The organism is Curtobacterium sp. Curtsp22 (assembly GCF_059492135.1).
On the sequence record NZ_CP168519.1, the window covers coordinates 2,899,471 to 2,915,695 of the forward strand.

The 16,225-nt window shown below is 71.5% G+C and carries 16 protein-coding genes and 1 pseudogene; 9 read left to right on the forward strand and 8 right to left on the reverse strand.

Features of this window, described 5'->3' with window-relative positions; all coding sequences use genetic code 11:
• Positions 1–44 precede the first annotated feature (44 nt).
• The 3 genes from ACEN8D_RS14070 to ACEN8D_RS14080 are packed head-to-tail and all read left to right on the forward strand — an operon-like array spanning position 45 to position 2,519.
• Positions 45–869 carry an ABC transporter substrate-binding protein gene (locus tag ACEN8D_RS14070; RefSeq protein ID WP_309777008.1) on the forward strand — a complete coding sequence of 275 codons (825 nt, stop codon included), beginning with the start codon at positions 45–47 and terminating at the stop codon, positions 867–869.
• Positions 870–873: 4 nt separating this feature from the next.
• Positions 874–1,752 carry an amino acid ABC transporter permease gene (locus ACEN8D_RS14075; RefSeq protein WP_309777007.1) on the forward strand — a complete coding sequence of 293 codons (879 nt, stop codon included), beginning with the start codon at positions 874–876 and terminating at the stop codon, positions 1,750–1,752.
• Positions 1,749–2,519 (forward strand): amino acid ABC transporter ATP-binding protein, encoded by a 771-nt coding sequence (locus ACEN8D_RS14080; protein WP_309886694.1) that lies wholly within the window; start codon positions 1,749–1,751, stop codon positions 2,517–2,519. The genes ACEN8D_RS14075 and ACEN8D_RS14080 overlap by 4 nt, the downstream gene beginning before the upstream one ends.
• Positions 2,520–2,543: 24 nt before the next feature.
• On the opposite strand, the gene ACEN8D_RS14085 is transcribed toward ACEN8D_RS14080, so the two are convergent.
• On the reverse strand, positions 2,544–3,509 hold the full coding sequence (locus tag ACEN8D_RS14085) for an NAD(P)H-quinone oxidoreductase (RefSeq protein WP_413398230.1): 966 nt from the start codon (positions 3,507–3,509) through the stop codon (positions 2,544–2,546).
• 85 nt (positions 3,510–3,594) lie between these two features.
• Here ACEN8D_RS14085 and ACEN8D_RS14090 point away from each other — a divergent pair, with 85 nt between their 5' ends.
• Together ACEN8D_RS14090 and ACEN8D_RS14095 are read left to right on the forward strand one after the other, a co-directional pair.
• Positions 3,595–4,491 carry a polysaccharide pyruvyl transferase family protein gene (locus tag ACEN8D_RS14090; RefSeq protein WP_413398228.1) on the forward strand — a complete coding sequence of 299 codons (897 nt, stop codon included), beginning with the start codon at positions 3,595–3,597 and terminating at the stop codon, positions 4,489–4,491.
• Positions 4,492–4,599: 108 nt separating this feature from the next.
• Positions 4,600–5,064 (forward strand): hypothetical protein, encoded by a 465-nt coding sequence (locus tag ACEN8D_RS14095; protein ID WP_309886697.1) that lies wholly within the window; start codon positions 4,600–4,602, stop codon positions 5,062–5,064.
• A 65-nt stretch (positions 5,065–5,129) separates the two neighbouring features.
• On the opposite strand, the gene ACEN8D_RS14100 is transcribed toward ACEN8D_RS14095, so the two are convergent.
• Genes ACEN8D_RS14100 through ACEN8D_RS14115 form a run of 4 tightly spaced genes read right to left on the reverse strand, consistent with a single transcriptional unit; the run spans position 5,130 to position 8,710 of the window.
• A complete protein-coding gene (locus ACEN8D_RS14100; protein WP_413398226.1) occupies positions 5,130–6,008 on the reverse strand; it encodes an aldo/keto reductase in 879 nt (292 codons plus the stop codon).
• Positions 6,009–6,048: 40 nt separating this feature from the next.
• Positions 6,049–7,299: an FAD-dependent oxidoreductase gene (locus ACEN8D_RS14105; protein ID WP_413398225.1), complete on the reverse strand. Its 1,251-nt coding sequence runs from the start codon at positions 7,297–7,299 to the stop codon at positions 6,049–6,051.
• Between the two features lie 39 nt (positions 7,300–7,338).
• Positions 7,339–7,809, reverse strand: coding sequence for a DUF6264 family protein (locus tag ACEN8D_RS14110; RefSeq protein ID WP_309886700.1), 471 nt, complete (start codon positions 7,807–7,809; stop codon positions 7,339–7,341).
• A gap of 10 nt (positions 7,810–7,819) precedes the next feature.
• On the reverse strand, positions 7,820–8,710 hold the full coding sequence (locus ACEN8D_RS14115) for an HpcH/HpaI aldolase/citrate lyase family protein (RefSeq protein WP_413398224.1): 891 nt from the start codon (positions 8,708–8,710) through the stop codon (positions 7,820–7,822).
• Between the two features lie 130 nt (positions 8,711–8,840).
• Between ACEN8D_RS14115 and ACEN8D_RS14120 the strand changes: the two genes are divergently transcribed.
• Together ACEN8D_RS14120 and ACEN8D_RS14125 are read left to right on the forward strand one after the other, a co-directional pair.
• Positions 8,841–12,707 carry an AAA family ATPase gene (locus ACEN8D_RS14120; RefSeq protein WP_309886702.1) on the forward strand — a complete coding sequence of 1,289 codons (3,867 nt, stop codon included), beginning with the start codon at positions 8,841–8,843 and terminating at the stop codon, positions 12,705–12,707.
• Between the two features lie 315 nt (positions 12,708–13,022).
• The gene (locus ACEN8D_RS14125) at positions 13,023–13,610 is read left to right on the forward strand and encodes a CDP-alcohol phosphatidyltransferase family protein (protein ID WP_070417866.1); all 588 of its coding nucleotides are present in this window, start codon (positions 13,023–13,025) and stop codon (positions 13,608–13,610) included.
• Between the two features lie 113 nt (positions 13,611–13,723).
• Here the strand turns inward: ACEN8D_RS14125 and mscL are convergent, their stop codons facing one another.
• Positions 13,724–14,227 carry a large conductance mechanosensitive channel protein MscL gene (gene mscL, locus ACEN8D_RS14130; RefSeq protein WP_070417867.1) on the reverse strand — a complete coding sequence of 168 codons (504 nt, stop codon included), beginning with the start codon at positions 14,225–14,227 and terminating at the stop codon, positions 13,724–13,726.
• 94 nt (positions 14,228–14,321) lie between these two features.
• Here mscL and ACEN8D_RS14135 point away from each other — a divergent pair, with 94 nt between their 5' ends.
• Positions 14,322–14,462: a hypothetical protein gene (locus ACEN8D_RS14135; protein WP_495601248.1), complete on the forward strand. Its 141-nt coding sequence runs from the start codon at positions 14,322–14,324 to the stop codon at positions 14,460–14,462.
• 62 nt (positions 14,463–14,524) lie between these two features.
• On the opposite strand, the pseudogene ACEN8D_RS14140 reads toward ACEN8D_RS14135, so the two are convergent.
• Both ACEN8D_RS14140 and ACEN8D_RS14145 read right to left on the reverse strand, forming a co-directional pair.
• Positions 14,525–14,617: pseudogene (locus ACEN8D_RS14140) on the reverse strand (FmdB family zinc ribbon protein); the annotation flags it as partial.
• A gap of 1 nt (position 14,618) precedes the next feature.
• Complete coding sequence (locus ACEN8D_RS14145; protein ID WP_070417869.1) at positions 14,619–15,203, reverse strand: 5-formyltetrahydrofolate cyclo-ligase; 585 nt, start codon at positions 15,201–15,203, stop codon at positions 14,619–14,621.
• A 114-nt stretch (positions 15,204–15,317) separates the two neighbouring features.
• On the opposite strand from ACEN8D_RS14145, the gene galU reads away from it, so the two are divergent.
• Positions 15,318–16,208 carry a UTP--glucose-1-phosphate uridylyltransferase GalU gene (galU, locus tag ACEN8D_RS14150; RefSeq protein ID WP_022907539.1) on the forward strand — a complete coding sequence of 297 codons (891 nt, stop codon included), beginning with the start codon at positions 15,318–15,320 and terminating at the stop codon, positions 16,206–16,208.
• Positions 16,209–16,225: the final 17 nt, after the last annotated feature.

Consider the following 16,225-nt stretch of genomic DNA (forward strand, 5'->3'; position numbering starts at 1 on the left):
GTACACTTCGTCCTGCCCCCACCCCCTCGCACGAAGGCCCGACCGTGACCCGATCCCTCCGTCTCACCATCGCCGTCGCGACCGCTGCGGTCGCCGCACTCGCGCTCTCGTCCTGCTCGGCGGGCGGCAGCGGCAACGCCGACGGCACCGTCACCGACGGCAAGCTCACCATCGCGACCGGGCAGCCCGCGTACTCGCCCTGGGTCGAGGACAACAAGCCGCAGTCCGGCAAGGGCTTCGAGGCCGCCGTGGCCTACGCCGTCGCGAAGGAGATGGGCTACGACAAGTCGGACGTCGTGTGGAAGCGGAGCACCTTCGACAGTGCCATCGCACCCGGCCCGAAGGACTGGGACATGAACGTCCAGCAGTTCTCGATCGACGCCAAGCGCAAGAAGGCCGTCGACATGTCGAGCGCGTACTACACGACGACCCAGGCGGTCGTGACGACGCAGTCCTCGAAGGCCGCCGACGACACCACCATCGCGGCGCTGAAGCAGGACGCGATCGGTGTCGCGACCGGGTCGACGAGCATCCAGAGCGTGAAGGACGTCCTCGGGGTCACCCCGCAGGTCTTCAACTCGAACGACGACGCCGTCCTCGCACTCAAGTCGGGCCAGATCGACGCGATCGTGACCGACCTGCCGACCGCCTTCTACATGTCCGGCGCGCAGCTCGACGGCAAGGGCACGGTCTCGGCGCAGTTCCCGTCCGACGGCACGGGCGACCAGTTCGGCTTCGTGCTGCCGAAGGACTCCGAACTGACGAGCAAGGTCGACAAGGCGATCAAGTCGCTCAAGGCGGACGGCACGCTCCAGGACCTGCAGACCAAGTGGCTCTCCTCGGAGACCGACACCCCCGTCCTGAAGTAGCCGCATGACCGCTCCAGCAGGTGCCGGCACCCCGGTGGCCGCAGCCGCGCCGAGCCAGGTCGAGCTGGAGCGTCGGCTCTACCGTCGGCAGCGCGGACGCCGGTCGATCGTGGTGTCCGTCGCGTCGACGCTCGTCGTGATCGCCGTCGTCTACTTCGGCGTCGTGAACACCCCCGGCTGGGCCGCCGTCCAGCAGTCGTTCTTCGACCCGCAGACCGCGATCGACTCGTTCCCGTCGATCCTCGAGGGCCTCTGGCTGAACATCCGGATCCTGTTCTTCAGCGCCATCGGCGTCGCGGTGTTCGGAACCCTGCTGGCGGTCGTCCGGGGCCTGCGGAGCCCGGTGTTCTTCCCGCTGCGGATGCTCGCCACCGGCTACACCGACCTGTTCCGCGGCCTGCCGCTCATCATCGTGCTGTACCTGGTGGGCTACGGGATCCCCGGGCTCGGGGTCTTCCCGCGCCTCCCCGCCGAGGTCTGGGGCACCATCGCGATCGTCCTGACCTACTCGTCGTACATCGCCGAGGTGCTCCGCGCCGGCATGGAGGCCGTGCACCCCTCGCAGCGCCTCGCCGCCCGGTCGCTCGGGCTCTCGCACGCGAAGACCCTGCGCCTCGTCGTGCTGCCGCAGGCGATCCGCAAGGTCACGCCCGCGCTCATGAACGACTTCGTGTCGATGCAGAAGGACGTCGGTCTCGTGTCGATCCTCGGCGCGGTGGACGCGGTCCGCTCCGCGCAGATCGCCCAGGCCGAGACCTACAACTTCACGCCCTACTTCGTCGCCGGACTGCTCTTCGTCGTGATCAGCCTGCCGCTGATCCGCGTCACGGACGCGATCGCGCGTCGCCAGCAGCGGCGCGAACAGATCGGAGGGACCGTATGACGGGCCAGGAGGCGCGGATCACCCCCGAGACGTCGGCCGCGGTCCTCGAGCTGCGCGGGTTGCGCAAGGCGTTCGGCGAGCACGAGGTCCTGCGCGGGATCGACCTGACGGTGCACCGCCACGAGGTCATCTGCGTCATCGGGGCCTCGGGCTCCGGCAAGTCGACGCTCCTCAAGACGGTGAACCTGCTCGAGGGCATCGACGACGGCGAGATCCTGCTGCAGGGCACGGACATCGCCGATCCCCGCATCGACGTCGACGCCACCCGGGCCCGGATCGGTGTCGTGTTCCAGCAGTTCAACCTGTTCCCGCACATGAGCGTGCTCGACAACGTGACGCTCGCCTCCCGGCAGGTGCACGGCGTCGGCAGGGCGCAGGCGGAGGAGACCGCGCGGCGGCTCCTCGGGCGGATCGGCCTCGCGGACTTCGCCGGGGCCTACCCGGACCGGCTCTCCGGCGGGCAGCAGCAGCGCGTGGCGATCGTGCGCGCGATCGCGTCCGACCCCGAGCTCCTGCTGCTCGACGAGGTCACGAGTGCGCTCGACCCGCAGCTCGTCGGCGAGGTGCTCGACCTGGTGACCGAGCTGAAGCGGCAGGGCTCGACGATCCTGATGACCACCCACGAGATGCACTTCGCGCGGAACGTGGCCGACCGGATCGTGTTCCTGCACCAGGGCGAGGTCGTCGAGCAGGGTGCCCCGGCCGAGGTCCTCGACGCCCCGCAGCACCCCGCGCTCGTCGAGTTCCTCGCCCGCGTCCACGCCTGACGCGCCCGCCCGGGTGCTGCGCGCCTAGGGCGTCAGCAGCACCTTCCCGACGACCTCGCCGTCCCGGACCCGCCGGTGCGCCTCTGCGGCCTCGGCGAGCGGCAGGACCGAGTCGATCACCGGGCGCACCCGACCGTCCGCCACGAACGGCCAGACGTTGTACCGGACGGCCTCGACGATCGCGGCCTTCTCGTCGAGCGGCCGGGCACGCAGGGTCGTCGCACTGATCGTCGCCCGCTTCCGCATCATCGCGCCGAGGTCGAGCTCGCCGGTGCGGCCGCTGCCCGAGGCGATCACGGCGACGTGCCCGTTCGGCGCGAGCACCTCGATGTTCCGCGCCAGGTAGTCCGGCCCGACGACGTCGAGCACCACGTCCACGCCACGGCCCCCGGTGAACTCGAGCGCCCGTGCGACGAAGTCCTCCGAGCGGTGGTCGACCACGAGGTCCGCGCCGAGGTCCCGGGAGGCCTGCACCTTCCGCTCGCCCCCGGACGTCGCGATCACCGTCGCTCCGAGCGCCTTCGCCCAGAGCACCGCGTGCGACCCCATGCCGCCGGTGCCGCCGTGCACGAGCAGGGTCTGTCCGGGTCGGAGCCCGGCGAGCATGCCGACGTTCGAGTACACCGTGCACGCGGCTTCCGGCAGCCCCGCGGCCTCGACGAGGTCGATCCCCTCGGGCACCGGCAGCACCTGGGTCTCCGGGGCGACGACGAGTGCCGCGTAGCCGCCGCCGGACAGCAGCGCGCAGACCCGGTCTCCGACGGCGAACCCCTCGACGCCGTCGCCGAGTGCGCGGACGGTGCCGGAGACCTCGAGGCCGAGGACGTCCGACGCCCCGGGAGGCGGCGGGTAGTTGCCGGCCGCCTGCTGCAGGTCGGCGTTGTTCACCCCGGCGGCCGCGACCTCGATGAGGACCTCGCCGGCACCGGGGGCCGGGTCGGGGAGGTCGTGCAGGTCGAGGGTGCCGTTCTCGGAGGTGATCGCTCGCATGCCCCCGACGCTACGCGTCGCGAACACGGCGAGGAATCTCTCGCATGTGATATTCTTATTTCACCTCGGGTGGAAGAGAGAGCACATGACGACACCGATCAACGCCTTCTGGTGGTCTCCCCGTCGGGATCTCCGCGCACTGGCGCACGAACTCCGTGACCACGCCCCCGCGTGGTCCAGGCTCGCACTCGGGCGTGGACGAGCGTTCACGAACCACGGGGACGAGCTCTCGGAGCTCGTTCTCACGGAGGCCCTCGGACGGCGCGTCCGGTGGGCGCCCCTCGGCCGTGAAGACGTCGTCGCCATCGGCAGCGCGATCGTGCCGTACCTCACGCGCGGTGGCGTCGGCCAGATCTGGGGGACCGGCCTGCACACGCCGGACGTCCCTGCGGACCGTGCGGCTGCCGTCCGCGACCGCGTCCTCGCGATCCGTGGACCGCTCGCGCGGGCGGCGCTGGGCCTGCCGGAGTCCACCCAGATCGGCGACCCGGGACTCCTCGTCCGGTCGCTCCGTCCGGGCCTGCCCAGGGAACGCCGTCGCGGCACAGTGCTCGTCTCGCACTTCACGTCCCACATGACCGCGGTCGAGCGGCGGACGATCTCCGCGATCTGCTCGACCGGGGTGCGCCTCCTCCCGCCGACCCTGACGCCCGCCGACATGCTGGCCGAGCTCGGTGCGGCGGAGCACGTGATGAGCGCTGGCATGCACGGCGTGATCCTCGCGCACGCGCTGCGGACGCCCGCGACCCTCGTCTCGCTGAAGTCTCCCGCCGCCACCGAAGCGGCCTTCAAGTACCACGACTACCACCAGTCCGTCGGCCTCGACGTCCACCCGACCCCGTGGACGAGCGTCCTGGACGCCGACGGGCGTCACGCTGCGAGGGAACGTGGCGAACGAGACCTCGCGATCGCCGACGCCCGGATCGACGAACTCGTCGAGGGGCTCTTCCGTTCGGCCGCGCCGCTCCGCAGCGGGCGCTGAGCGACTGCGACGGCAACGCGGTCCACCTGTGGATCTCCCATGTAGCCTCGACGCGGATCCGCACCCCGGCCCGGGGTCGCGGGCACGACTCCGGGGGGACCCACCACCATGCGCACCAAGCTCGTCTCGCTCACCACGGCCGCCATCGCCGTCGCACTCCTCGCCGGCTGCTCCGCCGGCGGCTCCGGCTCGGACGCCACGACGGCCGCCAAGTCGACGCCGACCCCGACACAGACCAAGGCCGAGGCCTGCAAGCTCTTCACGAACGAGGTCACCGACGCCACGAAGGGCATGCAGTCGCAGCTCACCGAGCTGCAGAGCGACCCGCAGGCCGCGATGGCGAAGCTCGACGAGTTCGACGCCACGCTCAAGGACAGCGCCGACAAGGTGACCAACACCGAGGTGAAGCCGAAGACCGATGCGTTCGCGGGCGCCTTCTCCGACTTCGTGGGCATGACGAAGGACCTCGCGGCGTCGAAGGACCCGTCCGCGCTGTCCAGCTCCGGCTTCACCGAGGGACTGCAGAAGCTGGAGACGACGGGCAAGGACTTCCAGGAGGTCTGCCAGTCCTGACGCGCGCCGACGCGTGATCGCGACCCGCGCCTCCAGGGCAGTCCAGGAGGCGCGGGTCGCGTCGTCTACGCCGCCGCCGGCTGCGAGGCGTCCAGTCGGGCCACGTCCTCGGGACGGAGCTTGACGGTCGCGGCCGTCACCGAGTCGAGGATCGACTGCGGGCGCGATGCCCCGGGGATGGGGACGACGACGTCGCTCTTCTGCAGCTCCCACGCCAGCGCGACGACCTGCGGGCTGACGCCGCGGTCGCGGGCGATGTACGCGAAGTCCTCGTACGCGGTGCCGAGCTCCGCGGCGTTCGCGATGCCGCCGAGGGGGCTCCACGGCAGGAACGCGATCCCGAGCTCGTCGCACAGTGCGAGTTCCGGTTCGCTCGAGCGGAACTTCGGCGAGAACTGGTTCTGCACCGAGGCCAGTCGGCCGTCGAGGACCTCGTTCGCCGTCCGGATCTGGTCGGGGTCGGCGTTCGAGATGCCGGCCATCCGGATGACGCCCTCGTCGAGGAGCTCGGCGAGCGCACCGATCGAGTCCGCGTAGGGCACGGCCGGGTCCGGACGGTGGAACTGGTAGAGCCCGACGGCGTCCACGCCGAGGCGCTTCGCGGACGCCTTCGCCGCTTCCTTGAGGTACTCCGGACGGCCGTTCTGCGCCCACGCGCCGGGCTCCGGCCGGAGGTGCCCGCCCTTCGTGGCGATCAGGACGTCCGAGGTGTCGCCGTGGAACTCCCGCACGGCCTTCGCGATGAGCGACTCGTTGTGCCCCACCTCGTCGTGGGCGGCCAGGTGGTACGCGTCGGCGGTGTCGATGAGCGTGACGCCGGCCTCGAGCGCGGCGTGGATCGTCGCGATGGACTGCCGCTCGTCCGGACGCCCCTCGATGGACATGGGCATCCCGCCGAGTCCGATGGCACTGACCGACACGTCTCCGATGACTCGTTGCTTCATGCCCCCAGCATGCGCCGGGAGGGACGGGTCGTGTCCAGGGTCAGCGCCGTGCCCAGGCGGGGGCGTGCTCAGGGAGCGGTCCGAAGGCGATCCCGCGCGCGTAGAGGCCGCGGACGGGCGGCACGTACCGGGCGAGCAGGACGGGGAGCCGCGGCGGGCCGGCCTGCAGGGCCCCGGCGAAGGCCCGCTCGAACACCACGCGGTGCAGGAACGCCTGGGCGGTCTGGACGACCACGGCCGGCGGGGTGCGCCGGCGCTGCACCGCGGCGAGGGCACGGTCGAGGTCCGCGCCGCGGAGCCCCCGTCCGAGCGCCGGCGCCAGGATCGCAGCCGTCGCGACCGCGTCCTGCACCGCCAGGTTGATGCCGACGCCGCCCGCCGGGGACATGGCGTGCGCCGCGTCGCCGATGCAGAGCAGTCCCGGGCGCCACCACCCGGTGAGCCGGTCCATCCGGACGTCGAGCACGTGCACGTCGTCCATCGACGCGATCGTGTCCACGCGGCCCGCGAAGTCCGGTCGGAGCCGCGCGACCCGGGCCCGGAAGGACTCGACCCCGGCGGCGCGGAGGGCCGCGTCCGACCCCTTCGGCGCGAAGTACGCGACCTGGTGGTAATCGGGCCGCGGGAAGCTGAGCAGGACGTCGGTGCCGGAGAACGCCGGGACGAGCGCGGTCGTCGCGTCGCCGGGCTCGCGGGGGAGCCGGAACCACCACGTGTCGAACGGCACCGGGAACGACCGCGGGTGGAGGCCGGCGGCGCTGCGCAGCACCGAGTCGCGGCCGTCGCAGGCGATGACGACGTCGGCGCGGAGTTCCTCGGTCACGCCGTCCGGATCGCGGTACGGCGCCAGGTGCACGCCCGTCACGACGCCGTTCTCCTCGATCGTGTCGGTGGCCGCGAGACCCATCGTGATCTCGAACGAGGGCTCCTCGCGGGCGGCGGTGACGAGCAGGTCGAGCAGGTCCCACTGCGGCACCATCGCCACGTGGTCGTACGGCGGGCGCAGGCGCGAGAAGTCGCCGAGGAGCGCGCGCGAATCGTCCGGCATCGGCAGGGAGAAGTCGTCGAGGCGTGACTGCGGCAGGGCGGCGAACCGCTCCCCGAGCCCGAGCTCGTCGAGCAGCCGGATCGTCGAGGCGTGCACGGTGTCACCGCGGAAGTCCCGGTTGAAGTCGTCGTGCTTCTCGACGACCCGGACCGCGATGCCGGCACGGGCGAGGAGCAGACCGAGGACGACCCCGGCGGGGCCGCCACCGACCACCGCGACCGTCGTCCGCGAGACCGTCACCATGCCCCGGACGCTACCCCGGTCCGGGCCGGACCGCAGGCGTCAGGCGGTGGGGGAGACCGACGAGGACGCCGAGCCGCCGTCCGCAGCCCCCGCGAAGACCACGCCGCCCCACGTGATGACCACGATCGCGAGCACGAAGCCGATCGCGGCGATCCACCACGACGACCGGCGGCGGATCCACGCGCCGATCGACAGGACGATCGTGGCGACGCCGATCACGAAGGCACCGCCGACCGCGATCGCGGTCCCACCGATGTAGCCACCCGGGGTGCAGCCGGTGGCGGCGTCGCACGTGGCGGTCGCCGAGATGACGGCGATGATCCCGACGACTGCGGTGACGACCGTCATGACGGCGCCGAACGCCAGGAGCAGCACGGTCGAGATCCGGTCGGCGAGCTTCCCCGGCGGGAACAGCGTCGAGCCGCCCTGCTCCCACGTGGCCCGCTGGGCGCCGGTGGGGTCGGAGGGTGAGGACTGCGGCGGACCGCCGGGCACGTTGGACCAGGTCATGGGTGCAGTCCTACCGCGCCTCGACGCCGAACGCCTGTGCGAGGCGCTGGATCTTCTGCGCGCGACCGAGTCTGGGCAGGTCGGAGCCGTCGCGGATGACCCGGCCGCGGGCCTCGAAGTCGTCGAGGAAGTCCTGCGCCCAGGCGACGTCGGTCGGCGTGGGGGAGATGACCTCGTTGATGACGGGCAGTTGCTCGGTGTCGAGGCACAGCTTGCCGGTGAGCCCGAGCGAGACCGCGACCTGCGACTGCTCGCGGAGGATCGGGTGCGAGGACCCCACCGTCGGGCCGTCGATCGGGCCGGGCAGGTCGCCCACGCGGGAGGCCACGACGAGCTTCGACCGCGGGTACGCCATCGCGAGCGTGTCCGCGCTCGTCCCGGTGTCCCGCCGGTAGTCGCCCGAGCCGAACGCCAGCCGGAACGCCCCCTGCGCCTTCGCGATGGACACCGACTCCTCGATGCCCAGGGCCGACTCGACCAGGGCGATCACCGGGGTGTGGCCGCCGAGTCGGTGCCACGTGTCGGTGACCTGCGCCGGGGACTCGGTCTTCGCGAGCATGACGCCCTGCAGCCCGGGCAGCCCGCGGAGCTCCTCGACGTCGTCCGCCCAGAAGTCCGTCGTCACGTCGTTGATCCGCACCCAGGCCTCGCCGCCGCCGGCCAACCACGCGGCGACGCCCTGGCGGGCCGACGGCTTGGCGGCGGGGTCCACCGCGTCCTCGATGTCCAGGATGATCTGGTCGGCACGGGACCGCTGCGACTTCTCGAACCGGTCGGTCGCGGTGCCGGAGACGAGGAGCCACGAACGGGAGATCTCGGCGGGGACCGATCGACGTCGGTTCGGTGCGGGAGCGGACTCCTGCGCGGGGGTGGGGGGAGCGGTGCGGTCGTCGATGGCCATGCCCCGTTGGTACCACACCGGCGCGCCCGGTCGCGCGTCGGCGGGGGCCGGAAAGTCCGAAACCTCGGTTCATTGCCAGAGTGCCAGCCCGCTTCCGCCTACAGTGTCGGATGTGTGGCGAGCGGACAGGGTGACCGACGGCGAGGACGACGTGAACGACGACGTCCCCGTCGAGGGCGCCGACGCGCCCGCGGACGGGCGTGACGGACAGCAGGACGGGCGCGACGGACAGCAGGGGGAGCAGGACCGACGGGGGCAGCAGGAAGAGACCGCCGTGACGGACGAACCCGACCGCACCCTGCGCCCGGAACTGCAGCTCACGAGTCCGCAGGCGATCAGCCTGGGTGATCCGCGCCTCCAGGCCGGCAACGCCGCCGAACCCGTCTGGGACGTCTGGCGCGGGCAGCTGACCGGCGTCGGCGGCACCAGCCCCCTCACGCACTTCGCCGACCACCCCCGGGCCCGCATCGAGCTCTCGACGACGCACCCGGGCGGCCTCGCGCAGTTCATCACCGGCAAGACGACGCTGCTGTCGAGCCTGATCCGTGACGAGGTGGCACTCCGGGCCGCCCGCATCGCCGCCGGTCACGTCGAGGCCAAGGGCACCGAGCTGTCCACCGTGCGCGGCATCGACGCCGTGAAGCTCGGCATCGGCATGGCCGACTGGCAGCACGGCGACGAGCAGTTCCGCGGCCCGGTGCTGCTGCGCCCGCTCGCGATCCGTCGGCACGGCCGCGACTTCGAGGTCCGCCTGCTCGGCGAGCCCGTCCTCAACCCCGGCCTCGCCGACGCGCTGCACGAGCAGTTCGGCGTCATCCTCGACGCCCAGTCCTTCGTGGCGCTCGCGCAGCAGGACGGCTCGTTCACGCCGAACCCGGTGATCGACCGGCTCCGCGGGCTCACCGCGCACATCCCGGGCTTCTCGGTGCACGCACGCCTGGTCGTGTCCACGTTCGCCGAGGTCGCGACCGGGATGGTCGAGGACACCGAGGACCTGTCCCACCCGGTGCTCGACGCCCTCGCCGGCAACCCGAGCGCGAAGTGGCAGGTCGAGCAGTCGTACCACCCGGTCGAGCAGACCCCGTCGGACGAGCGGAGCCCGGAGACCGACACGCTCCTGCTCGACGCCGACGACGAGCAGGAGAACGTGATCGCGCAGATCACGGCCGGCAACTCGATCGTGGTGAAGACCCTCCCGGGCACGGGTGGCACGCAGACGATCGTGAACGCGCTCGGCGGCCTCGTCGCGGCGAACAAGCGCGTCCTCGTGGTGAGCCCGCGCCGTGCGACCCTGCGCGGCATCGCGGCGCGGTTCTCCGAGGTGCAGCTCCCCGGCGTCGCCGTGACCCCGGGCACCCTCCGCCGCGACGTCGTCCGTGCGATCGCCCGCAACGAGAAGGCCTCGCGTCCGAACCTGCGCGAGGTCGACGACGCCCTGGTCCGGCTCCGCAAGGTCCTCAAGGACTACCGCGGCTCGCTGACGCGCGTCGATCCCGACTTCCGCGTCTCGGTGCTCGACTGCCTGGTCGAGCTGTCGCGCCTGTCGCTGCTGCCCGTCCCGCCGTCGACGACCGCACGGCTGTCGAAGACCTCGGTGACGAGCATGGTCGAGGGGCGCTCCCGCGTCGCCGAGACGATGGTCAGCGCCGCGAACCTCGGCGAGTTCCGCTACGGCCCGGACGACTCGCCCTGGTACGGCGCGAAGTTCTCCTCGAGCGACGGTGCCCAGCGCGCCCACCGGATCGCGAAGGACCTCGACGCCGACGGCCTGCCGACCCTGCTCCGCCGTGCCCACGACCTCGTCGCCACGACGCACATGCGGCAGTTCACGACGATCAACGAGCTCGGCATCTACCTGCGCCTGCTCACCGAGATCCGCGACACCCTCGACCGCTTCCTGCCCGTCGTCTTCGACCGCTCGGTGTCCGAGCTCGTGGCCGCCACCGCCCCGCGCGGCGAGGGTGCGCCGATGTCGAGCACGAACCGGCGCCGGCTGAAGAAGCTCGCCCGCGAGTACGTCCGCCCCGGTGTGCACGTGTCCGACCTGCACGAGGCGCTGACCCGCGTCCAGCAGCAGCGCGTCCTCTGGCAGCGCTACGTCGCCGCCGGCGTGAACCCCGAGGTGCCCACCGGCATCGCGGACGTCCAGGTGCTGTTCTCGAACGTCGTCGAGGACCTCGCGCGCCTCGACGAGCCGCTGGGTCGCACCGCCCGCGAGACCCAGCTGGCGAACGTGCCGATCGACGAGCTCGTCCCGACGATCGCCCGCCTCGCCGAGGAGTCCGACGTCCTGCACAACCTGCAGGAGCGGACGGAGCTCATGCAGACCCTGCGCGACCTGCAGCTCGAACCGCTCATCACGGACCTGGCGAACCGGCACGTGCCGGACACCCACGTCCCCGCCGAGCTCGAGCTCGCGTGGTGGCAGTCCGCCCTCGAGACGATGCTCGAGTCCGACCGGGCCCTGCTCGGCGCGAACACCGACATGCTCGACCGGGTCGAGGCCGACTTCCGGCTCGTCGACGACGCGCACGCGGCCGGGGTCTCCCAGGGCCTGGCGTGGCAGCTGGCCGAGAACTGGAAGGTCGGACTCGTCGACTGGCCGGACGAGGCCACCGCGCTGAAGACCCAGCTGCGGGACGGCGCGATCACCTCGCGTCTGCTGCAGGACTCCGCGCCGCACCTGTCCCGGTCGATCGCGCCGGTGTGGCTCGCGTCGCCGTACGAGGTGTCGCAGATCGCCGACACGATGCCCTTCGACACCGTGATCCTCGTCGACGCGGGCGCCGTCACCATCGCCGAGACCGTCGGGGCCGTCCGCCGTGCCCGTCAGACCGTCGTGTTCGGCGACCCGGTCACGCAGACCCCGTCGCCGTTCCGGATCGCGGTCGACCCGGCGCACCGCGCACTGCAGGTCGACGAGGGCACGCTCGACGCCTTCCACGCCGACTCCGCGCTCGCGAAGCTGTCCACGCTGCTGCCGACCCTGTCGCTCACCCGCTCGTACCGCGCCGGCGGCGAGGACCTCGCCGAGCTCGTCAACCGTCGCTTCTACGGTGGACGCATCGAGTCGCTGCCCTGGGCCGGCTCGTTCCTCGGGCACGGCTCGATCGCGCTCGACTACGTCAGCGACGGCAAGGCCGTGCCGGACCCCGAGTCGGGGGCGGTCGAGAGCGTCGACGCCGAGGTGGACCGCGTCGTCCGGCTCGTCATGGACCACGCCCGCACCCGTCCGACCGAGTCGCTCATGGTCATCACCGCCTCGGCGAAGCACGCCGTCCGCGTCGAGCAGGCCGTGCTCACCGCGGCCCAGGGGCACAAGGACCTCACCGAGTTCGTCATCGGTGACCGGGCCGAGCCGTTCATCGTCGCGACGCTCGAGCAGTCCGTCGCCCAGAGCCGCGACCGCGTCGTGTTCTCGATCGGCTACGGCCGCACCCCGCACGGCCGTGTCCTGCGCGACTTCGGTCCGCTCGGCAAGCCCGGTGGGGAGCGCCTGCTCGCCGTCGCGATGACCCGGGCACGTCGCTCGATGGTCATCGTCACCTGCTTCCAGCCGTCCGACATCGAGGCAGAGCGGATGGGCCACGGCACCGTCGCCCTCGCCGAGATCCTCGCCGAGGTCCGTGCGCGCACCACGGCCGAGTACGTCCCGGACGACTCGGATCCGCTGCTCGTCGACCTCGCCCGTCGCCTCGAGATGCGCGGCATCCCCGTCGCGCTCGGCCACCGCGGCAAGCTCGGCCTGGTCGCCGCGCACGGTGGGGTGTGCGTCACGATCGAGACCGACGCGACGCTCGTGAAGGGGTCGCTCCGCGAGTCGCTCCGGCTCCGACCCGAGGTGCTCCGCCGACTCGGTTGGCACTACGTGCGCGTGCACGCGTTCCAGCTCTTCTCGGACCCGGACCGCGTCGCGAACACCGTCGCCGCCGTGCTCGGTGTCGACCGCGGTGCCACGCAGGAGATCTCGATCCCCCCGATCCCCGCACGCCGGTGACTCCTCGGCCGAGCCGGCGGGCCTCCCGGCCGGCCGGTCCGGTGACGCCCGAGACGGACCAGCTGGTGGGCACGTGGACGCGGGCCGACGACGCGTCGTCAGCCGCGCCTCCCGTCCCGTCGGCGACCGACGACGGTGAGGCGCATGCGCAGCCGGGAGGCGCGGCTCGCCCCCGCAGGCGCGTCACCACCCAGCCGGTGCCGGGCTACGACCCGGTGGCGCCGCCGGAACCGGCCCGCCACCGCGACGGGGAGAACGACGACCAGCTCCGGCGCGACGTCCCGCCGCACTGGTGAGCAGGTAGCCTGTCCTGCGATGACTGACACCGTGCGGGAGCGCCCCGACTGGCAGACCTGGCCGAACCTGATCTCGCTGTTCCGGCTGCTGCTGATCCCGGTGTTCGTGTGGCTCGTCGTCGCCGGACACCCCGGCTGGGCGCTCGTCGCGCTCGTCGTCATCGGGGTGAGCGACTGGGCGGACGGCTTCATCGCGCGCAAGTTCGACCAGGGCTCGAAGCTCGGCAAGGCGATCGACCCCGTCGCCGACCGACTCGCGATCATCGCGATCGTGCTGTCGCTCGTGCTGACCGGCTTGCTGCCGTGGTGGGTCGTCGCCGTCGTGGTGCTCGTCGACCTGGTGCTCGTCGTGCTCTCGAGCGTGCTGTTCCACGGCAACCCGGACCTCGACGTCACGTGGACCGGCAAGATCCGGTCGGCGCTGCTCTTCGTCGGGCTGCCGGTGCTGCTGTTCTCCGCGGTGCACACCGTCGACGAGAACGCGCCGTGGGTCCGTGTCGTCGCCCTCGTGTTCGTCTACCTCGGGACCGCCGGGCACGTGCTGGCGGGCGTCCAGTACGCGATCGCGATGTTCGCGAAGCGGCGCGAGGTGTCGGCCGCGCGTTGACGTCCGCCGCGCGCTGGCGCCGGCCGCGCGCTCGCGCCGGCCGTTCGCACAAGCAAACCCGCCCGAACCACGTGATCGCGTGGTTCGGGCGGGTTTCGGTTGTGCGGGAGCAGCTAGAGCTTCGTCGTGCCGCCGATGCCGGGACCCTCGGGAGCGGTGGACGGCGCCACGTGCGCACCGCCGCCGGTGTTCGCGGGCACGCCGTTCTGCGAGCGGAGCAGGTCGCGGATCTCGAGCAGCACCTCGACGTCGGTCGGCGGGACGTCCTGCGGCGTCTGCTCCTCGTCGTTCTTGACCCGCTCGAACGCGACCTTCTTGAGGTGGTTCACGGGGAGCACGAGGGCGAAGTACACGACGGCCGCGACGATGACGAAGTTGATCACCGCGCCGATCACCGAGCCGAACATCAGCGTCGCCGGCTTGCCGCCCGCCACGGTCGGGATGTCGACCTTGAGCGCGTCGTCGAGGCTCGACGCGTTGAACACCGCGCCGATCGCCGGGTTGATGATCGCGTTCACGATGACGGTCACGATGGCGGTGAACGCTGCACCGATGACGACTGCGACGGCCAGGTCGATGACGTTGCCGCGGAGCAGGAACTCCTTGAAGCCCTTCACGGGACTCCTTCCGGGTCGAGGACGGCCGCCGGATGGCGACCCCATCAACCTACCGAGGAGTCCGGACCCCGGTCAGGACCCGGCGGGCTTCGGCGTGGTCGAGGCAGCGGGCTTCGCGGCTGCGGGCTTCGACTCGGTCTTCGCCGGCGTCGAGGACGAGGACGAGGACGACGACTCGGACGAGCCCGACGACTCCGACGAGCCCTTCGGCGCAGCCCGGGAATCGGTCCGGTAGAATCCGCCCCCGTTGAACGTCACCCCGACCGGCGAGAAGACCTTGCGCAGCACGCCGCCGCACGCCGGGCACTCGGTGAGCGTCGCGTCGGAGAACGACTGCTTGATGTCGAAGGCGTTGCCGCACTCCGTGCAGCGGTACGAGTAGGTGGGCACCCTAGCTCCGGAAGGTGATGATGCGCGACGGCGTGATGATGCCGTCGACGGGTTCGTCGTGGGTCTCGCGCGGGACCTCGTCGAGGTACTCCGCGTCGAAGATCACAGCATAGACGGGCGGGCGGTTCGCCATCGACCCGAGCGTCTTGTCGTAGTAGCCGCGTCCCCAGCCCATCCGGACGCCGTCGTGTCCCACCGCGGCGGCGGGGGCGAGGATCGCGTCGACGTCGTTGATCGCGAGTGGGGAGAGCACCTCGCCGACGACCTCGGGCACGCCGGCCAGCCCCTCGGCCTCGGAGGCGCCGTCGCCGACCGCCCAGTCGAGCAGGCCGTCCTCGCGGGTGATCGGCAGGAGCACCCGGATGCCGCGCTCGAACGCCCAGTTCAGGAACGGGCGGACGTCGGGTTCCTCGGGTGCGGAGAGGTACAGCGCGATCGACTCGACCTGGCGCTCCTCGGCGAAGCGCTGCAGGGTCGCGGTGAGCGCCGCGGTGTCGGTCTCGCGTTCGGTCGTGGTCCGGGTGCGCCGCCGCTGCCGGAGCTCGGCTCGCAGGGCGCGCTTCTCGTTCCCGAGATCGGCGATCATGCCGAGGAGTCTACCGAGGGCGCGTCTTGCGGCTTTCCGCCGCCGAGCGCGAGAAGCCGTGTCCTCCGTAGCGACGACATGCCCCCTCCAGGGGTCATCCGATACCGTCCAGGCATGGGCTTCCAGATTTCGAAGGCCGTGATCCCCGCCGCAGGCCTGGGCACGCGCTTCCTCCCCGCCACCAAGGCGATGCCGAAGGAGATGCTCCCCGTCGTCGACAAGCCGGCCATCCAGTACGTGGTGGAAGAGGCCGTCGGCGCAGGGCTCACCGATGTGCTGATGATCACGGGCCGCAACAAGAACGCGCTCGAGAACCACTTCGACCACGTGTCCGAGCTCGAGGAGACCCTCAAGAAGAAGGGCGACCACGAGAAGCTGCAGAAGGTGAACCAGTCCACGGACCTCGCCGACATGCACTACGTCCGCCAGGGTGACCCGCTGGGCCTCGGCCACGCCGTGCTCCGCGCCAAGATGCACGTCGGCCGCGAGCCGTTCGCCGTGCTCCTCGGGGACGACATCATCGACGCCCGCGACCCGCTGCTCAAGCGCATGATCGAGGTCCAGGGCGAGAAGAACGCTACTGTCGTCGCCCTGCTCGAGGTCCCGGAGTCGCAAACCCACCTCTACGGCATCGCCACGGTCGAGGAGACCGACACCGACGACGTCGTGAAGATCACCGGCCTCGTCGAAAAGCCCCCGCAGGGCGAGGCGCCCTCGAACCTGGCCATCATCGGCCGCTACGTCATCCGTCCCGAGGTCTTCGACGTCCTCGAGAAGCAGGAGCCGGGCAAGGGCGGCGAGATCCAGCTGACCGACGCGCTCATGAAGATGGCGAACGCCGAGGAGTGGACCGGCGGCGTGTACGGCGTCGTGTTCCGTGGACGCCGGTACGACACCGGTGACAAACTCGACTACATCAAGGCGATCGTCCAGCTCGCCTCGGACCGCGAAGACCTCGGCCCCGATCTCAAGTCGTGGCTCAAGGAGTTCAACGCGGGCGAATAGACGACCCGTCGCCGAAC